The sequence below is a fragment of the Seonamhaeicola sp. genome, from assembly GCF_028281565.1.
Taxonomy (GTDB): domain Bacteria; phylum Bacteroidota; class Bacteroidia; order Flavobacteriales; family Flavobacteriaceae; genus Seonamhaeicola.
In genome coordinates, this window is the sequence record NZ_JANQJQ010000021.1 from 318,364 (window position 1) to 335,253 (window position 16,890).

At 36.1% G+C, this 16,890-nt stretch carries 18 protein-coding genes; 9 read left to right on the forward strand and 9 right to left on the reverse strand.

Features of this window, described 5'->3' with window-relative positions; genetic code table 11:
- The first annotated feature begins 136 nt into the window (after positions 1-136).
- Complete coding sequence (locus Q0983_RS11145; protein WP_299552861.1) at positions 137-811, forward strand: uracil-DNA glycosylase family protein; 675 nt, start codon at positions 137-139, stop codon at positions 809-811.
- A 129-nt stretch (positions 812-940) separates the two neighbouring features.
- On the opposite strand, the gene Q0983_RS11150 is transcribed toward Q0983_RS11145, so the two are convergent.
- The 5 genes from Q0983_RS11150 to Q0983_RS11170 form a co-directional block, all read right to left on the reverse strand.
- The gene (locus tag Q0983_RS11150; protein ID WP_299552863.1) at positions 941-1,141 is read right to left on the reverse strand and encodes a type II toxin-antitoxin system RelE/ParE family toxin; all 201 of its coding nucleotides are present in this window, start codon (positions 1,139-1,141) and stop codon (positions 941-943) included.
- Between the two features lie 4 nt (positions 1,142-1,145).
- A complete protein-coding gene (locus Q0983_RS11155) occupies positions 1,146-1,364 on the reverse strand; it encodes a hypothetical protein (protein WP_299552864.1) in 219 nt (72 codons plus the stop codon).
- A 170-nt stretch (positions 1,365-1,534) separates the two neighbouring features.
- Positions 1,535-2,107 carry a VanZ family protein gene (locus tag Q0983_RS11160; protein ID WP_299552867.1) on the reverse strand — a complete coding sequence of 191 codons (573 nt, stop codon included), beginning with the start codon at positions 2,105-2,107 and terminating at the stop codon, positions 1,535-1,537.
- Between the two features lie 69 nt (positions 2,108-2,176).
- Positions 2,177-3,082, reverse strand: coding sequence for a DUF1080 domain-containing protein (locus tag Q0983_RS11165; protein WP_299552869.1), 906 nt, complete (start codon positions 3,080-3,082; stop codon positions 2,177-2,179).
- A 79-nt stretch (positions 3,083-3,161) separates the two neighbouring features.
- On the reverse strand, positions 3,162-3,815 hold the full coding sequence (locus tag Q0983_RS11170; RefSeq protein WP_299552872.1) for a YceI family protein: 654 nt from the start codon (positions 3,813-3,815) through the stop codon (positions 3,162-3,164).
- A gap of 148 nt (positions 3,816-3,963) precedes the next feature.
- Between Q0983_RS11170 and Q0983_RS11175 the strand changes: the two genes are divergently transcribed.
- The 6 genes from Q0983_RS11175 (at position 3,964) to Q0983_RS11200 (ending at position 10,338) form a co-directional block, all read left to right on the forward strand.
- Positions 3,964-4,524, forward strand: a complete 561-nt coding sequence (locus Q0983_RS11175; RefSeq protein ID WP_299552875.1) for a nucleotide exchange factor GrpE — start codon at positions 3,964-3,966, stop codon at positions 4,522-4,524.
- 9 nt (positions 4,525-4,533) lie between these two features.
- On the forward strand, positions 4,534-5,649 hold the full coding sequence (gene dnaJ, locus Q0983_RS11180) for a molecular chaperone DnaJ (protein WP_299552877.1): 1,116 nt from the start codon (positions 4,534-4,536) through the stop codon (positions 5,647-5,649).
- Between the two features lie 439 nt (positions 5,650-6,088).
- Positions 6,089-7,015, forward strand: coding sequence for an ABC transporter ATP-binding protein (locus Q0983_RS11185; RefSeq protein WP_299552880.1), 927 nt, complete (start codon positions 6,089-6,091; stop codon positions 7,013-7,015).
- A 2-nt stretch (positions 7,016-7,017) separates the two neighbouring features.
- Positions 7,018-8,331, forward strand: coding sequence for an ABC transporter permease (locus tag Q0983_RS11190; protein ID WP_299552883.1), 1,314 nt, complete (start codon positions 7,018-7,020; stop codon positions 8,329-8,331).
- A gap of 4 nt (positions 8,332-8,335) precedes the next feature.
- The gene (locus Q0983_RS11195; protein WP_299552886.1) at positions 8,336-9,172 is read left to right on the forward strand and encodes a mechanosensitive ion channel domain-containing protein; all 837 of its coding nucleotides are present in this window, start codon (positions 8,336-8,338) and stop codon (positions 9,170-9,172) included.
- Between the two features lie 2 nt (positions 9,173-9,174).
- Positions 9,175-10,338, forward strand: a complete 1,164-nt coding sequence (locus Q0983_RS11200) for a sigma-54 dependent transcriptional regulator (protein WP_299552889.1) — start codon at positions 9,175-9,177, stop codon at positions 10,336-10,338.
- A 90-nt stretch (positions 10,339-10,428) separates the two neighbouring features.
- Here Q0983_RS11200 and Q0983_RS11205 read toward each other — a convergent pair whose 3' ends face one another.
- Positions 10,429-11,157, reverse strand: a complete 729-nt coding sequence (locus tag Q0983_RS11205; protein ID WP_299552891.1) for a hypothetical protein — start codon at positions 11,155-11,157, stop codon at positions 10,429-10,431.
- A gap of 476 nt (positions 11,158-11,633) precedes the next feature.
- Between Q0983_RS11205 and Q0983_RS11210 the strand changes: the two genes are divergently transcribed.
- A complete protein-coding gene (locus tag Q0983_RS11210; RefSeq protein ID WP_299552893.1) occupies positions 11,634-12,485 on the forward strand; it encodes a PPK2 family polyphosphate kinase in 852 nt (283 codons plus the stop codon).
- Positions 12,475-13,035, forward strand: a complete 561-nt coding sequence (locus Q0983_RS11215; RefSeq protein ID WP_299552896.1) for a hypothetical protein — start codon at positions 12,475-12,477, stop codon at positions 13,033-13,035. Before Q0983_RS11210 ends, Q0983_RS11215 begins: the two co-directional genes overlap by 11 nt.
- Here the strand turns inward: Q0983_RS11215 and Q0983_RS11220 are convergent, their stop codons facing one another.
- From Q0983_RS11220 to lysA, 3 genes are all read right to left on the reverse strand, one after another.
- Positions 13,036-14,334: an APC family permease gene (locus tag Q0983_RS11220; RefSeq protein WP_299552899.1), complete on the reverse strand. Its 1,299-nt coding sequence runs from the start codon at positions 14,332-14,334 to the stop codon at positions 13,036-13,038.
- Positions 14,335-14,668: 334 nt separating this feature from the next.
- Positions 14,669-15,397 (reverse strand): hypothetical protein, encoded by a 729-nt coding sequence (locus tag Q0983_RS11225; RefSeq protein WP_299552902.1) that lies wholly within the window; start codon positions 15,395-15,397, stop codon positions 14,669-14,671.
- A 222-nt stretch (positions 15,398-15,619) separates the two neighbouring features.
- Positions 15,620-16,855 carry a diaminopimelate decarboxylase gene (lysA, locus tag Q0983_RS11230; protein ID WP_299552905.1) on the reverse strand — a complete coding sequence of 412 codons (1,236 nt, stop codon included), beginning with the start codon at positions 16,853-16,855 and terminating at the stop codon, positions 15,620-15,622.
- Between the last annotated feature and the right edge of the window lie 35 nt (positions 16,856-16,890).

Below are 16,890 nucleotides of genomic sequence, written 5' to 3' on the forward strand. Positions count from 1 at the left end.
AATGCTTTACGAAAAAAACACTCGAACTGACAAATGGAAAAAATAGCCACCTTGTCACATCGAGTGATCACACCAAGCGTGATTATATCAAGAAGAACATGGAATATTTGTGTATATTCATGTACTAAAAAGCCACATGTTTATACACAAACATCCATACCCGCCATTTATACAAGAGGATACCACCAAATTGATCGTAGGAACCTTACCGCCGCCCCGATTTTCAACGGGTGACTTATTGGAAAAGGACGTAAATTTCTGCTATGGTAGTTATTACAATTCCTTATGGCTATACATTGATAAGATCCACAATTTAGGTTTGCGTTATGATAATTCACTGGAAGCCATTGAAGAACGTAAACAGTTTTTGATCAAGCACAAAATAGGCGTTTGTGATATTGTTGCAAGTGCGGAACGCGAAAAGGTGGATGCCTCCGATTTAGGAATGACCAATATTAAACTGCGCGACGTTGTTGGTTATTTAAAACAGTATCCAAATATTGACACTATTTTATTTACCGGCGGCAATAGCAAAAACGGCCCTGAATATTTTTTTAGAAAACATATCAAAGATTATGGCTTGAAATTAGCATTGGTGAATAATGACATTCCAAGAATCCATCAATTTTCCCTATGTCATTCTGAACGTAGTGAAGAATCTCGTTTAATAAAAACCGTCTCCCTAACCTCAGCTTCCGGTAGTGCCAACCGAGCCATTGGCAGTATGAAGTTATATCAGGAATTAAAAGCTAAAAATCCCGATTTCACCACTTTTGATTTTAGAGTGAGGCAGTATCGGGAGTTTTTTTAGGTTTGTTTGTGAGTTTTTAATCCTTTATTTTAAATCTTTTTTCAGCTTTTCCGGGTGTTGCCTGGTATCAAAAACTGTAATGATTTCTATTTCATTCTTTTCAACTAATACCCTGTAGTAAAATGTGGTTTACCTGGTAACAACACATTTATAAAGATTGTCAAATTCAGATGATTTAGGGCAGCTGTCTGGTTGTTCAGAGATTTGTTCAATTTTTTCCTTTAGTTTGGAAATAAACTTGTTCCGAGTCTTTAAATCCCAATTGTCTAACAAATATTCCGAAAGTGCTAAAAGTTTGGATTCTGCCAATGCAGATAGGAATACTTTCATTCCACTAAGAAATTTTCTTTAGGAAAGATTCATAGGAAACTCTTTGACCATCTTCTAATTCCTTAATGCCTTGTTTAATTTCCTTTTGTTCAGATAAACTTAATTCATTCCAAAAATCAGGTGTTTCCTTTTTAACAAAATCAGCCACACGCTGAATAAACTCAGAATTCTCATTTTCCAAGATAATTTTGAGTAACATTAATTTTGTTGTTTGAATGTCCATTTTTCTATTTTATTTAAACAAATTTACAAAAAAAACACCTCATCTTATTATGAGTTCTAAATTTCAGATTTTCACCACCTTTGATTTTAGGGTGCTGCAGTATCAGGCGTTTTTTTAGTTTCGTTACACTGGTTTTAATGGTAACGAGGTAGGATTGTGCTATGATTATTTTATTGTTTTTTCCGATTTGTAACATGTTCACGTACCCAAATTAAAATTAGACTGGAAGCAATGGCCATGGTTGCCGCTATTCCGTTAAACAAGATGTCTATAGGGTCGAACACACGATTTGGTAAAACCAATTGGATAGTTTCATCAAATGCTCCTATGCATATGGTAAGTGCCAATGCGAAAAAAGCAGGTTTAAGCATTAGTTTTCTTTGATTTGCCCTTTCGGTAAGGGCTTTATGTATGAAAATGGTTAGTATACTATATTCTATCAGGTGACTGCGTTCGGGAGCGCCTAGCCTAAAAATAAACATAACATAAACCGCAATGATTCCCAAAATAATCGTTAATTCAATTTTGCTTGGTTTCGTTTTTAATCCATGCATTACCACTGCTATTGCAATCAGTAACATTCCAAAAACAAAAAAGACAGCCTGTACGTTTTGATCTCTTGATTGATTTGCTAAAGGTTGTCCAATGAAAAGTGTTGAAAAAATAGCTGCAAAAACAGCAAAGGCCCAAAACCAAAGGCGTTTTTCACGTGTAGAAGTAAAAAAAGAAGACTTTCTTTTCATTTGATTCCCTCATATTTAGGGTAGCATAGCATACCAACAAAAATAATGGAAATTGAGAATGATTCAGCATCAATACTCACAACTCTCAGGCTTGTCCTTTACATAATAAGACTTGTAGTTTTTAGCTTTTTTATCCATGCAGCCACAAAGGTCCAATAGCTTTATGTTTTTAAAATCAATGGGATGGCTTTCCGCTTGTAAAGCAATATAACCCTCAGTTAAAATAGTGCCTTTTTTAGCGATCCAGTCGTCTCTGTTTTCAATAATTTTAGCATGTTCCCAATCTTTGCCTTGTTGATTTTCATTAATAAAACCACCATTTATTTGAGGCTTTTCAAAACGTAGCACAGATTCGCCATTAATAATGAATTCCATGGATTCGCCACCCATAATCGTAGCATCTACATGCACCCACTGGTCCCCATGATAGGTTTTGGAATTTGATTTTATACAATGGTCAAAATTAATAGCGTCGTTCATAACAACAGCGGTTCCGGGTGTGCAAATATTACCGGTGGTTCTGTCTTCTTCGCCCAGTCCGCCTAATAATTGCAATTCTACAGATACCGGAAAGGTTTGCCCGATTTCATTACTTGTCGCTGACTGTGAATGCAACATGACGCCGCTGTTCCTGACATTCCAATGAGACCCTCCCGGTATTTGTTCACCGGTAAAACGATAATCAAAACTTAGTTTGTAATAAGAGAAGGGCGTTTTGTAGTACATGTGCCCAAATTTATCATCAAAGTTTTCATACTTGTCATAACTGATTCTTAGCATACTGTCCTGAACAAAGAAGGTTTCCTTGTAATTGTCGTTTAACTCATGCCCTGAAAATTTAATATCCCAACCCGTTAGATCCTTTCCATTAAACAGAGAAATCCATTGCTCAGTGTCCGGATTTGTCTGTTTTTTTGCAGATTGACAGGAAAGAAAAATGGAAACAAGTAAGATGATGGTTAAAAAGCGCTTCATGATTTTTAATTTTAAAAAAATAAAAACCACTCTATAGTCATAAAGTGGTTTGATAGCATAAATAAACTTTAAAAAGTTATTATTTTGTTGCTTTTACAGATACGGTTAACTCGATGTCATCATTAATAAACTTATCTCCTAAATCATCAAAAAATGATTTTGAGCCATACTTTACATCCCATTTGGAACGGTCTATGGTAAAGGTTTCACTGGTAAGTGTTAAGGCGTTGTCTGCTGTAGAAACATTCACTGGAAATGTTATGTTGTTGGTTTTTTCCTTTAAAGTTAAATTACCGGAAAGCATGGTTTTACCTTCACTTTCTTCAACACCGGTAATTTCAAAGGTCGCTGTTGGAAATTTTTCAACATCAAAAAAGTCAGCGCTTTTTAAATGCCCAACTAATTTAGCATTGTATTCATCATCAGCAGGCATATCCAGGTCAACAATAGAGTTCATATCAATAGTAAAACTGCCGCTGGCTATTTTGCCATCGCTTACATCAAAAGCCCCCTTAGCAATATTAATAGTGCCGTTGTGTTTCCCGGTGGGTTTAAAACCTTGCCATTGAATAGAAGATTCCGCAACATTGGCGGTGTATTTTTCAGAAGACGCTTCAGCAACGGCTGTTTCTTCGGCGGCTTTGGTTTCAGCTTCTTTAGCTTTGTCTTTGCAACCAAAAACCATGACGGTTATAGTTGCCATAATACAAATAGATAAAAGACTTTTTTTCATGATTTAAATTTTAGTGTTCTATGGGTAAAGTTAGTTAATTGCTTTTACAAAAAAAATTAAAAAATAATTGGTGACATTTTGACATTTTTATAATAATGGCAGTACTTTTGCCAATTCATTTTAGTAATGGCTTAAATTAAATTTAGCGATGAGCAAAAAAGATAAAAATACAGATATGGAACAAGAACAGATGGAGTCTGCACAGACTGAGACTGTTGAAGTAGAGGAGCAAGTTGAAGAACCGGTAGAGACACTAACCGTTGAAGAAAAGCTTCACGAAGAAGTAAAGCAGGAAAAAGATAAGTTCTTGCGATTATTCGCTGAGTTTGAAAACTATAAAAAGCGCACATCAAAAGAGCGCCTAGATTTGTTTAAAACGGCCAGTGAAGAAGTTATGGTTGCCTTACTACCTGTTATTGATGATTTTGAGAGAGCCTTAATGCATATTGAAGAAGATAAAGAAGCTGAAGAATTGCGTAAGGGCGTGGTGCTTATTTATCAAAAAATGTTATCAACCTTGGAGCAAAAAGGACTGGCACCAATAAAAGTGGAAAAAGGAGACGATTTTAATGCAGACGATCATGAAGCGGTGACTCAAATCCCTGCTCCTGCTGAAGATTTAAAAGGCAAGATCATTGATGTTATTGAGAAAGGCTATAAGTTAGGGGATAAAGTAATTCGTTTCCCTAAAGTGGTTATCGGGCAATAAAAAAAGAACATGGCAAAAAGAGATTATTACGAGGTATTAGGCGTTAGCAAAGGCGCCAGTGCTTCTGAAATTAAAAAGGCATATCGGAAAAAAGCGATAGAATTTCACCCGGATAAGAATCCGGATGATAAAGAAGCCGAAGCAAAATTTAAAGAAGCTGCTGAAGCCTATGAGGTATTGAGTGATGCCGATAAAAAAGCCAGATACGATCAGTTTGGTCATCAGGCCTTTGAAAATGGCGGCGGCTTTGGTGGCGGTGGCATGAATATGGAAGACATATTCAGTCAGTTTGGTGATATTTTCGGTGGTGCTTTTGGTGGCGGATTTTCCGGTTTTGGCGGTGGTGGCGGCCAACGCAGGGTCAAGGGAAGTAATCTTCGTATTCGCGTAAAATTAACACTGGAAGAGATTGCCAATGGTGTTGAAAAGAAAATAAAGGTTAAGCGTAAAGTTAAAGCACCTGGAACCACGTACAAAACCTGTTCTACCTGTAATGGTACCGGACAGGTAACCCGTATAGCCAATACGATTTTAGGTAGAATGCAAACGTCATCACCCTGTAATGTCTGTGGAGGTACAGGTGAAATCATTGATAAGAAACCGGCTGACGCTGATGCCCAGGGTTTAAAAGTTACGGAAGAAACGGTTTCAATAAAAATACCTGCCGGTGTGGTAGATGGTATGCAGCTTAAAGTGTCGGGAAAAGGGAACGAAGCTCCGGGGAATGGTATTTCAGGTGATATTTTAGTGGTTATTGAAGAAGAGGTGCATGATAAATTACAGCGGGAAGGCGATAATTTACATTACGATCTGTATGTGAGTTATCCGGATGCTGTTTTAGGAACTTCCAAAGAAATAGATACGGTTACCGGAAAGGTGCGTATTAAAGTGGAAGCCGGCGTGCAATCCGGTAAAATATTACGCTTACGCGGAAAAGGGATCCCCAGTATTAACGGTTACGGAAAAGGTGACTTATTGGTGCATGTGAATGTATGGACCCCAAAAACATTGAGCAAACAACAGCGGGAATTTTTCGAAAATATGAGAGAAGATGAACATTTTGAGCCTAAACCGGAAAGTTCGGATAAATCATTCTTTGAAAAAGTAAAAGATATGTTCTCTTAAGACCAGTGTTTTAAGTACTGATCAGGTATTTCTTATTAAAACCTTTAAACGATTAAAATACAAGTTATAGGCTATAAATGTTAAAAGTATTGAAAAAAGAACTATATTTGATGTATCACTAATTTATATTAGTGGTAATTTTTCTTTTTCATAGCAATTTTTTTCCCATCCTTAATATTGTTTTAAGGATGGGTTTTGTTTTAATGAAACTCTATGTTGGGGAGCCTTTAAAGGTTCCCAACATCGTAAGTTGAATTAACCCCGCAATAGAGCGGGGTCTGTTTTGTATTTTTCTGTATAAGAATTTATATGTAAGGGCTTGCATTGAGTTTCCCTCTGAATACCTAATGTTTATTAAATGATTAATTTGTAACTATTCCTAAAAGTCTCAGACAAACATTTAATATATTTACAAACCAACAAGACTGTTTAAAAAAGTATGAGCAACTTATTAGAAGTTCATGAAGTTTCTAAAAATTTTGGAGACTTTAAAGCACTCAATAACGTATCAATACAGGTTCCTAAAGGGAGTATTTTTGGGCTTTTGGGGCCTAATGGTGCAGGAAAAACGACCTTGATCAGAGTCATCAACCAAATTACTATGCCGGATTCCGGAACCGTACATTTAGACGGTGATTCCCTGAACCCTTCACATATAAAAGATATTGGGTATTTACCGGAGGAGCGCGGACTGTATAAATCTATGAAAGTAGGAGAGCAGGCCTTGTATTTAGCACAACTAAAAGGCTTAAGTAAAGCCGAAGCGAAACAACGCTTAAAATATTGGTTTGACCGTTTGGAAATAGGGGATTGGTGGAACAAGAAAATACAGGAACTTTCAAAGGGAATGGCTCAAAAAATACAGTTTGTAGTAACCGTTTTACACCAACCTAAACTATTGATCTTTGATGAACCTTTTTCCGGTTTCGATCCCATAAATGCTAATTTAATTAAAGACGAAATCCTGCGCTTGCGTGAAGAAGGCGCTACAGTTATTTTTTCAACCCACAGAATGGAATCTGTCGAGGAATTGTGTGATGATATTGCTTTAATTCATAAGTCGAACAAAATACTGGAAGGGAAACTGACCGATATAAAAAGACAGTACAAAACCAATACGTTTGAAGTAGGCCTGGAGGCTGAAAACAAATCGGCTTTAAAATCGAGTTTGACCGAAAAATTTACGGTTTCCGAAGCTAGTTTTAAGTCGTTAAATGATGATCTAAAATTAAATATTAAGCTTGAAAATGGTGGATCTGCCCAGGACCTGATCTCATTTTTAAACCAACGGGCACATATTAACCATTTTGTAGAAGTCATACCAAGTGCTAACGATATCTTTATTCAAACCGTACAGAATAATTAATTATGAACCACCTTCCACTCATCATAAAACGGGAATATTTAACCAAGGTTAAAAACAAATCGTTTATAATAATGACTATTTTAAGTCCTATTATCATGATAGCACTTATTGCGGTTGTGGCCTATTTATCTAATCTTAATAGTGAAAAAGTAAGGGTCATATCCATATTAGATGAATCCGGTTTGGTTAAAGACGTTTTTAAAAGCACGGATAAGACAACTTATGATCCCCTGGAAGGGATGTCCTTAGACGTTGCCAAAGAACTGGTGGATGAAAGTTCTAGTTACGGGTTACTTCATATAGAAAAGTTTACGGATCTGGACTCTGTTTCAAAGCATATTAAGTTTTATTCCGAGGAATCACCATCATTACCGCTAATTACAGACCTGGAAGAAAAACTTGGAAATCACTTTACCAATTTAAAACTTGAAGAAGCCGACATTGATATTTCAAAAATAGAAGCCTCCAAAGTCTATATAAATATTGGACAAGAGAATTTTTCAGGTGAGGAATCTTCAAAAGTGGATAGCATCATTAAACTTATTTTTGGTTGTGCCGCGGGTTATTTGTTGTTCATGTTCATCATCATTTACGGGAACATGATCATGCGTAGTGTTATTGAAGAGAAGACCAGCAGAATTATTGAGGTGATCATTTCTTCGGTAAAACCGGTGCAGCTTATGTTAGGGAAGATTATCGGAACATCCCTGGCGGGCATTACACAATTTGTTATTTGGGTGATATTCGGAGGCCTTTTAATGACCATTGTTTCTCTTGTTTTAGGAATAAGTTTAATAGATTCTTCAATGCCGCAACAAGAACTTATGGAAATGGCATCACAACGTGAGGGCGTGGAATTCTATTTCGAATCATTTAAACAGGCTTTAACTAATATGCCTTTAATGAACCTCATTGTAGCCTTTATTTTTTTCTTTATTGGTGGCTATTTGTTATACAGCTCCTTGTATGCTGCCATTGGAGCCGCCGTGGATAATGAAACCGACACCCAGCAATTTATGTTGCCCATTTTAATGCCCTTAATTCTGGCAGTTTATATTGGTATTTTTACCGTTATTGAAGATCCGCATGGTACCGTTTCAACGGTATTTTCATATATACCTTTAACATCCCCGGTGGTGATGCTTATGCGGATTCCGTTTGGTGTTCCCATATGGCAACAATTATTATCACTATTAATTTTAATAGGAACTTTTATGTTTACAGTGTGGTTCGCAGCAAAAATTTACAGGGTTGGTATATTAATGTACGGTAAAAAACCAGGTTATAAAGAACTGATTAAGTGGATGAAATACTAAGTTAATGGAGACAATAAAAGAATTTTTATCTAAAGTACTCATTGAAAATGCTGATGAAACCATTAGAATCACTGTAGGTACAGTGGTGCTTTTGATCGTTGTACTTTTTCTAACCCATTTGATGTTAAAGGCTATAAGAGTCTTTACAACCAGAAAATTAAAGGAAGAAGATAAATACAGGTTTAAAGCTGTCTTCTCCTTTTTAAAATACCTCATTTTTTGTGTGGTAATTGTAGTTGCTTTAGACTCTTCCGGAGTTCAGGTAACAGCTATTTTGGCAGCCTCTACAGCATTGTTTGTCGGTATTGGTCTGGGCATGCAGAAGCTGTTTCAGGATATTATTTCCGGTATTTTTATTTTAGTCGATAGAACGGTGGCTATAAATGATGTTATTGAAATAGATAAAAAAGTGGGAAAGGTTACCGAGATAAATTTACGAACTACGAAAGCGGTGACCAATGATGATAAGATCCTTGTAATTCCTAATCATAAATTTTTAACCGAAATTTTATACAACTGGACCCAAAATAATGTGGTGACCAGGGAATTTGTTGAGGTTGGTGTAGCTTATGGTACGGATGTTGATTTAGTGAAAGCATTGCTTTTAGGAATAGCGGTTCAGGAAGAAGCTATTTTAAACAATCCCGAGCCTATTGTATTATTTGAGGATTTTGGCGATAGTGCTTTAAAATTTAAATTGCATTTCTATATAAGCGATAGTTTTAACGTACCACTTATAAAAAGTGATTTGCGTTATAAAATAGACAAAACATTTAATGAGAATAATATTAAGATACCGTTTCCGCAAAGAGATGTGTATCTGTATAATCAAAACCCATAAGAATGCCTAAAATATTAGTAATTGAAGACGAAGCGGCTATTAGAAGAGTACTTGTTAAAATTCTTTCCGAAGAAAGTGACACCTATCAGGTAGAAGAATCCGAAGATGGTTTGGCCGGAATAGAAAAAATAAAAAATGATGATTTCGATTTAGTGCTTTGTGATATTAAGATGCCAAAAATGGATGGTGTTGAAGTACTGGAAGCCGTTAAAAAGATAAAACCTGAAATTCCTATTGTCATGATTTCCGGTCATGGTGATCTGGATACGGCTGTAAATACCATGCGTTTGGGAGCCTATGATTATATATCGAAACCACCGGATTTAAACAGGTTACTGAATACGGTTAGAAACGCCTTAGACCGAAAAGAGTTAGTTGTAGAAAACAAAATACTAAAGAAAAAGGTCAGTAAGAAGTATGAAATGGTAGGCGAGAGTGAAGGCATTTCTCAAATAAAGGACATTATTGAAAAAGTAGCACCAACAGATGCCCGTGTTTTAATTATAGGGCCAAACGGTACCGGTAAGGAAATTGTAGCGCATTGGCTGCATGAAAAGAGTGAACGTTCCAAAGGTAATATGATTGAGGTAAATTGTGCTGCCATACCAAGTGAATTGATTGAAAGTGAATTGTTCGGTCATGTCAAGGGTGCTTTTACAAGTGCTGCTAAAGACAGAGCCGGAAAATTTGAAGCGGCCAATGGCGGTACTATTTTTCTGGACGAGATTGGTGATATGAGCTTGTCGGCGCAAGCAAAGGTGCTCAGGGCATTGCAGGAAAACAAAATTCAACGTGTTGGAAGTGATAAAGACATCAAAGTGAATGTACGCGTCATAGCAGCAACCAACAAAAATTTAAAAAAGGAAATAGAAGACGGTAAATTCCGGGAAGACCTGTATCACAGGTTAGCGGTCATACTTATTAAAGTACCGGCTTTAAATGAAAGACGGGATGATATTCCGTTATTAGTAAATCATTTTGCTGATAAAATAGCAGGAGAGCAGGGAACCGCTAAAAAAGCATTTTCAGACAAGGCCATCAAGTTGCTTCAAGACTATGACTGGACGGGTAATATTCGTGAACTACGAAATGTAGTTGAACGTTTGATCATTCTTGGAGGTAGTGAAGTCAGTGAACAGGATGTAAAACTTTTTGCGGCAAAGTAAAATAAAAAGCTGTTTGTCATTCTGAACGCAGTGAAGCATCTTTCACAAAACTAATTAAGAGATTCTTCACTGCGTTCAGAATGACATTTTTTAAATGTTATTCAATTCCGCTAAATAGGAATTGGTTACTTTTTTAATATTATCAATGAAGTAAGCTTTAATGTCTTCAGGTTCCTCACTTAATAATTCATCTTTACTTTTATTGCTGACAGAAAGCTCAGAACTGCTTCCGTACCTTCTTAAAAGTTCATTATAAGTTTCAATATTTAAAGATAGGGCTTCTTCATATTTTTTAATAAGTTTTTCTTTTTCAAGGTTAGAAGCCTTTACTTTTTGCTCCTCCAGCTTTTTGGCAATAGCTTCCTCTTTTCGTTTTAATTCAAGCCGCTGTTGCTCCAATCGTTCTTTTTCAATCTGCAAGGCATTTAATTCATCGGCTTTACCTGCACCGGCTTCAGCTGTAAATTCATTTAAGGCGGTTATGGTTTGTTGCCCAATTTCTTTGGCTCTTTTTACAAAGAAGCGACCATCTTCAAAAGTTTCGGCATGTGCTACTTTTGACAATAACTCTGCGCCTTTATAAGCCAAATTATAAGCGGACTCGCAACCGCATTGCTTTAAATTGACTTTTGCCTTTTCAAAAGACTTTAAGGACTTTTCTGAATAATACTTTAAATGATCTAAATTATTTGATTCGTAGGCATCCTTTACATTGGAATAGGCATATATCAGATTGGAATCGGCATCAGAACAAAAATCCTGTGCAAAAATCTGTGAAACCGTTAAAAGTGCGAGTAAAAAAATGTAGGCTTTTTTCATCGTAATTTGGGGTTGGTTAGTAAGTAGGTTCGTTCAAAAGTATAAAAAACATATTTAATGGGCGTGCATTTCATCGAAATTATAAAATTAGAGTGTTTAAATATTAGATACTTTTGTTTAACTATTTTTTTTAAGCTTTACTATATTTTGATATTATGATTTGTATTTCATTGCAAAAAGGCAAACCTTTTAGTGGCCCTGTTGACCCTAAATCGACACCTATTAATGAGACAGGAGATTTCCCTTTTTTTCTCGTTGTGGTTTCCTTGATATTAATCATTCTTGCTATTAGAACATTATTAAAAAAATATAAATGATTCTTTTACATTAGAGTTTGTCTCCTTAGATATTTTATAATCCCGGTGTAATAGAAGTTCTGTTCTCTAGGCTGTTTTGGTGTTATGATGATGTACTTTTTCTTGCATTTGAGATACTACGGGTTTTAGTATCTTTAGGGAAAATATAATTTAATCCATATGAGTGAATATAAAGTAACTTCAAATATTTCCTTAAAAGACAGGCCAACCAGGGTAATTATTGATGATGCCGAGAAAGAATTAAAGCAAATAAGAAAGAAACTGGGAAAACTTCAGGATACTATGTATGCCCACGGTAAGTATGCCGTTTTGGTGTGTTTACAAGGTATGGATACTGCTGGAAAGGACAGTTTGATCAGAGAGGTTTTTAAAGACTTTAATGTTAGGGGCGTCGAGGTGCATAGTTTTAAGGTACCTACGGAATTAGAGTTGAAACACGATTATATTTGGAGGCACTATATTGCATTGCCTAAAAGAGGAAAATTTGGGGTTTTTAACAGAACCCATTATGAAAATGTATTGGTTACCAGGGTACATCCGGGTTATATATTAAGTGAAAATATACCAGCGGTTCACTCGGTAGACGATATCAATGATGCCTTTTGGGATGCTAGATTTGAACAAATAAACAACTTTGAAAAGCATATTGCTGATAACGGAACCATCATTTTTAAATTCTTTTTGAACCTGTCTAAAGAAGAGCAAAAGTATCGTCTTTTAAGACGCCTGAACAAACAGGAAAAGAATTGGAAATTTTCTCCGGGCGATCTAAAGGAACGCAAACTTTGGGATAAATATCAAGTGTGTTACGAAGAGGCTATAAACAGAACATCAAAGCCATATGCCCCCTGGTATACCATTCCGGCAGATGATAAGCCATCAGCAAGATATATGGTGGCTAAAATTATTTACGATACACTTAAAACATATACTGATATAGCTGAACCTGAGTTAGAGGATGATATTAAAGCCAATATAGAACTATATAAACAGCAATTAAATGATGAATAGATTAATTTTAATTTTCGTTTTGTTATTAACAACCCCAAGCTTTTCTCAAAACGATTCTGAAGCATTACCTTTTAGCAAAATAGAGGCGTATCCCGAAACCTACAATTCTAATTTAATAGTAGCCAGAATGGTTGATGGCCTTGGATTCAGGTATTATTGGGCTACAGAAGGGCTAAGAGCCATTGATTTGGCTTATAAACCCAGTGAATCCGGTCGTACTTCACAAGAAACCATTGACCATATTTACGGATTATCACGGTTTATAAGAAATAGTGTTTTAGAACATAATAAAGACGAAAATAAAAGCGAATTAGATTTTGCTGAAAAACGCAAACAAACACTTTTAAATTTGAAAGTGGTATCGGATGCGTTTAAAAACTCGAAAGAAACATTTAAGTTTGAAGCTACGTCGGTTCCTTTTTGGAATATTATTAATGGCCCAATATCGGATGCTTTATGGCATTGCGGACAAGTGGTTATGTTAAGGCGTGCTTCCGGGAATCCGTTTAATTCTAAAGTATCGGTGTTTCAGGGTAAGCTCAGAGAATAATTACGTTCTTTTTGAAGCGACCTTAATTATCAGAAAGATCAGAGATAGAACGCCGATAAAAATTGTGGTTCCGATCATTTCTTTAGCAGAAATATTAGATAGGAAATACAGGATTATTATGACGGATAGTACAGGTACTGTGAAACCTCCCGGAATTTTAAATGCTGTATCATGTTTTTTTTGTGATCTTCTTAGTTTGATGACCGATAAGGCCACGCCCAAATAAACTAACAACATAGCACTACTGGCTATAACAGCAAGCGTTTTAAAACTACTGGTGGCGGCCAATATAAAACCAATGATTCCATAACAGATTATTGCTATATGGGGCGTAGCGAACGTTTTATGAATTTTAGAAAGTGCTTTTATCGGGATAACACGATCTCTTGACAGGGCGTACAATATACGTGGGTTATTCAGTATGGACCCACTTAAAAACCCGAACATAGACACAACCGCACCGATAAACAGCAGGGAGAAGCCTATAGGCCCAAAGGCCACTTTTGCTGCTTCCGCCAGGGGGGCTGCTTCAAAATTTGGTAATTCATCTCCTAACAAGCCCTGGGATACGGACTGAATTAAAAGATACATTATTATGACTACCGAAATACTAATAAAAATAGCCCTGGGGATCGTCCTTTTCGGATTTAAAACTTCACCTCCAACCACCAATCCGGTTTCTGCACCCTGAAAAGCAAAAAATAAGATTAACGAAGTTTCTCCTATGGTTTTTATTTCCGGAAAACCATCCATTTTTAAGTTGGTCATATCGGCACCAATCCATCCAATAGTTACTAATATCAGCAACGGTGTAAGTTTCGCTATAGTATTGAACTTCACCAGGCCAATACCTTGTTTAATGCCTATAATATTAACATACACAAAGCCTGAGAAAATAAGAACAAGAAAAGACAGGCGAACATAACCATTTTCAAAAAAAGGAACCGCAGTAGCTAAAATATTCACCAGGGCATTTGAAACGGCAGCATCAGCAAACAAAGCTGCTCCAATAGCAAAAATGCCTCCTAAAAAGCCTGCATAATTTCCAAAGGCTGTTTCTATATAAGTATAGGGGCCTCCGGTATTGGTTACTTTACTTCCCGCTTCAGCAAAACATAGCATGACAAGCGCTATTAAAATACCGCAAAAAGCATAGGCAATAATACTGGAAGCTCCCATTTTGGATGCTATAATGGCCGGAAGTGCAAAAATACCGGCACCTATAATGATATTTACAACGTTGGCGGATAAACCGATGACACCAATACGCCTTTTTAGTCCTTCTTCTTGTTGTTTCATAGATTACTCTTGTTATGCAAATAGCTCAAATATCATTTATTTGTTTTAAAACTGAAAATAAATAAATTGTTCACCACTGCCCTGGGCAATAACCAATAAAAATGTCATAATGGCCAAACATCGGAGTACATGGTAATGTTTTTTTCAACTTGTACATCTTTACAAGATATAACACAAAGAAGCATTGAGAAAAGTAAAGGCTTTAAAGTGGTTTTCATTGTGGTTGGTTTAGTGGTTAATTATTTTTGGTTTAAAATGTATTTAATAGAGGTACACATAAAAAAGTCCAACAATTTAGATGGACTTTTTTATGAATCATATGGATTTTAAAAACTTAGTTTGATAATTCTTTTTGGAGCGTATACATGTAAGACCAATCTTTGTCTACACAAGCTCTGAATTTAGCTCTAAGCGCATCCGTTTTAGATTTACCATGGGCTTTTTCATAAACCTTCCAAACCCCATCCCTTTCAACATCTAAGGCCGCAAAGTTTTTAAATGGGATACCGATAAAGTAATGAGGAACTTCCGGTGCGCCTCCCATAACGTTATACCAGGTACCTCGCCCGTCTCCTTCGGCTTTTTTAACCGCTTTACTAATTTCGGATACGACCTCATTAAAATCGGTAGAATTATTAACCTGTACGCTATAGACCCATACCAATCCGGTATCTTCAGGCATCGGAGCACTTCTGCTGACATCGGGTTTAGAACGTGCTATATTATAATGCACACTTTCTACATGAGGCATAATCAAGTTAACAACAATCATTCTGCATTCCTTTCCTGCCGGGTCGCCTTTTTCATCCATTTCAGCCCAATTAGCCATGACACTGGTCATAGTGTAAACATTGCCTTCTCCCTGGACACGTCGCCACATATTCCAGTTGTCTTCTCCCTTATTTTCCAGATAACATTCTTTCCATGCTTTGACACCTTCAACAAATTGGGCGTCATGGCCTGTTTTTACGGTAATCTCCGATAGGTTTAATAAAAAGGATTCATTTTCCTGTGCTACTACCAGTAAGGGGAGTAGTAACATTAAATACAATAATTTTTTCATTTTGGTTGGTTTTAAATTATTAATATATATACACGTGTCAGAACGATTCTAACATCATTATGTATTAAAATTAATCTAGGGCAATCGGGTTAATTGTTGCTATTAGGGAAGGGAGAAAGTAGTCTGCTATTATAGATTTCGATACTAAATATAGGGTTTTTTTATATGTAAAAAAAATGCCCAACATGTGTTGAGCATTTTTAACTAAGATTTAACCTTGGATTATTTAACCAATTCTTTTTCTTTTTTTGAAGTAAAATCTACTTCAATTTGATTCTTGATAATATCATCAAATGTTTCTCTTCTTCTAATTAAATGTGCTTTGTTTTTGTACCATAATACTTCAGCGGGTCTATACCTGGAGTTGTAGTTACTTGCCATGGAAAAGCAGTAGGCACCGGTATTTTTAAAGCATAGAACATCCCCTTCGCTAATTTCATTAATACGCCTGTTGCTTCCAAAAGTATCGGTTTCACAGATATAGCCTACCACGGTATAGAAACGTTCACGCCCTTTAGGGTTTGAAATGTTTACAATATCATGGTGAGACCCATAGAACATAGGTCTTATTAAATGGTTAAAACCAGAATCAACTTGAGCAAAAACCGTTGACGTGGTTTGCTTAACAGCATTCACCTGAACTAAAAAGTGTCCGGATTCGCTTACAAGGAACTTACCCGGTTCAAAAGCCAGTGTTAATTCTTTACCGTATTCTTTGCAAAATGCGTTGAACCTGGCCGATAGTTTTTTACCCAGTTCTTCAATATTGGTTTCTATATCACCCGCTTTATAAGGGACTTTAAAACCGGAACCAAAATCAATAAAATCTAAATTCTTGAATTGCTTAGCTGTTTCAAATAATATTTCACTGGCATACAGGAACACTTCAATATCTAAAATATCACTTCCGGTATGCATGTGAATACCATTAATGGTCATGCTGGTATTCTCTACAATACGTAAAATATGAGGAATCTGATGAATGGAGATCCCGAATTTAGAATCGATATGACCAACAGATATTTTAGCATTTCCTCCTGCCATGACATGCGGATTGATACGGATGCATACGGGTATATCAGGATGTTTTGTTCCAAATTGTTCCAATATGGAAAGGTTATCAATATTGATCTTTACACCTAATTTAGCGGCTTCTTCAATTTCATCCAAAGAAACGCCGTTAGGAGTAAAAATAATTTGTTCCGGTGTAAATCCGGCAGCCAAACCAAGTTGTACTTCTTGTATGGAAACGGTATCAATACCGGAGCCCAGACTATTTAAAAGTTTTAATACGGATATATTTGATAATGCTTTGACCGCATAATTTATTTTTAAACTTTTTACACTTTTAAAAGCATTAGTAAGCCTTTTATATTGCCCTTCAATTTTTTCTGCATCATATACATACACAGGGCTTCCAAAATCTTGTGCTATTTTAAGCAATTGATTTTCCGTCATAGTTTTCAAATTTTTGCCAAAGATATTTTATTCAA